The following is a 2,394-nucleotide window of genomic DNA, read 5'->3' as shown; positions in this document are numbered from 1 at the left end:
GGTCGGTGCGGGTGGGTGAGGGCGGTGGGGCGTCATCGCGCTGCGCGGCCACCCGGTCGCGTTCGGCGGTCAGCTCGAGCACCTGCCCGGCGGCGGCCGCCGCGCGCGCCTTTGCTTCCTGGCGGCGGGTGCGTAGCTCGTCGAGCCGAGGTTCGGCCTGTTCGGCCAGGATTTCCGACAGGCCTGCCACCTCGTCGGCACCGGTCTGCGCAAGGGCCGTCTCGAGTGCGTCGACGATGTCGTTGTCGCAGTACACCTCGCGATGTGCCGACCACCAATCCCGCAGCGCCGCACTCGCCTCGGTCCGGGCGAGCGCCACTGCGGCTTCGGCGCGGGCGATCTCGGCCGCCGCCTCATCGCGGGCCGTGCGGGCCCGGTCGGCGAGCCGTTCGGCGCGGGCCCGCTCGGCGCTCGCGGTATCGAGCAGCCCGAGCGCTTGACGAACGGCGCGCACGTCCGCGTCGCGTTCCTCGGCGTGACCGCGCACGGCGGCGGTGAGCTGCTCGGCGCGCGAGCCGTCCGGCAGTGGCGTCCAGGAGATCCCGGCTTCCTCGGCGGCGGCGCGCAATTCGTCCTCACCGCGGGCGAGTGCGGCGGCCGTGGTGGCGACGGCGGCCGTGGCGCGCTCGGCCTCCTGCGCGCGCTGATCGAGCGTTTGCGCGGCCTTGACCGCCTTGTCGCGGTGCGCACTCGCGGAGGTCTCCAGCCTGCGCACCGCGTCGGCGAGGTCGTCGAGCTGCTGTTTGCCCTCGTAGGCGCTGGAGCGCTGCAGGGTTTCGCGATCGGCGATCGCCTGCTCGTAGGCGCGGTCGGCATCCTCGGCGCGGGCTTCGGCGGCGGTGCGTTCGCTCTCGCGACGCTCCCGCAACGCCGTCGCCGCGAACAGCGCGGTCGAGGCGTGCGTGACCGCGTCCAGGCGGGCGGCGACCTGGTCGACGTCGGTCTTGGCCTGCACCGCAAGATATTTCCGGTAGACCCCCACGAAATCCCTGGTCGCGGTGTCGGCGTGGACCAGCCCCGCCAGGGTGCGCCCGACCTCCTCCATATCGCTGAACGAGCGCGCGGCGTCCATGATCAGCTGCTCGTCCAGCGGCCGCAGACCGTCGGTCAGCGCCTGTGACAAGCCGCGCGGGTCGAGGTTCTTGGCCAGCTGCGGGCGGCGCAGCGTGAGGATCAGGTTGATGAGCTGGTCGTAGCGCTGCTGCCCGAGCCCGAACATGCGCGCGTCGATCGCGGCCCGGTACTCCACCGGCCGGTCGACGATGGCATCCGAACCGATCTGCTCGGCCAGCTGTTTACGGGTGAACGGCCGATCGTCGGGACCCAGCAGCGAGAAATCGACCCCGACCCGGCCGTCGGCGACGAAATACCAGCGCGTCACCTTGTCCGATGACCGCGTGGCGCGCATCCCGATACCGACGGTGACCACCTCGGGGTCGTCCCAGTCGCCGCGCGCGAACTCCATCCACACATACGAGTAGGCCGACTCCTGCTTGCGGTAGAGCAGATTCGACTTCATGGTGCGTTCTTCACCGGCGAACGGGTTGAGCCTGCGTGGCTCGATCCGCCCGTCGAGCACGAACGGGAACAGCACCTCGAGCGCCTTGGTCTTGCCGGACCCATTGGGCCCACGCAGCACCAGCCGGCCGTCGGCGAAGCAGAACTCCTGGTCGCGGTAATCCCACAGGTTCACGATTCCCGCGCGGGTCGGCACGAATCGCACCCCGCCGTGAATGAGCGGCATCTACTCGGCTCCTTCCGTACCGGCCTTGCCCAGCACGGGTTCTGGGTGAGGTCGGTCCTCGGCGTCGGACGGGAACGTCTCGGCGGCAGTGACGAACAGCTCGGCCGATTTCTTCGCGCGCACCGTCACCACCGCACCTCGGTAGCGCGCCAGCGCGGGCAACGCCAGCACTCCGCCGGGCGCCCGGACGATCAGTCGCAACCGTTCCAGCAGCGCGATCACCTCGGCGGTGAGGCCCGGCACGTCGGCCTGCCATTGCGCGGCGAACGTGGCCCCGTACCGGTCGGTGAGCGCCCGGACGGTCTCATCGATCCACGCGGTCTCGACGAAGGGGTACTCCGGTTCCGGCGCGGGTTCGGTGGGTGGCTCGTCGGATTCGGCTGGCGTGGTGTCGAATTCGCTCAGCGGTTCGAAGACCGATTCCCGGGGGATCGCCGCGTCGAGATCGGCCGCGAGCGAGGACTCGGGCTCGGTGTCCCCGGTGTGCCGCGCGATCGGATCATCGATATCGAGGACCCGGTCGGCGATCTCGCCCGCCAGCAGCAAGCCGACCTGCGCGAGGGTCCCGGTCCCGGGGAACCGGACATCGGACAACCGCCCGGACGTATCGATCAATGCCACACCCTCGGCGCGCCGTTCGGCGCGCAGGC

General features: G+C 71.0%; 2 pseudogenes. Both read right to left on the bottom strand.

Annotated features, from left to right (window positions below):
- Positions 1-1,744, bottom strand: a pseudogene (locus GV790_RS26265) (endonuclease); the annotation flags it as partial.
- Positions 1,745-2,394, bottom strand: a pseudogene (locus GV790_RS31410) (DUF2398 family protein); the annotation flags it as partial.

This window comes from Nocardia cyriacigeorgica, from assembly GCF_010858045.1.
Taxonomy (GTDB): Bacteria; Actinomycetota; Actinomycetes; order Mycobacteriales; family Mycobacteriaceae; genus Nocardia; species Nocardia cyriacigeorgica_E.
This window is presented reverse-complemented; position numbering and strand designations above follow the sequence as displayed.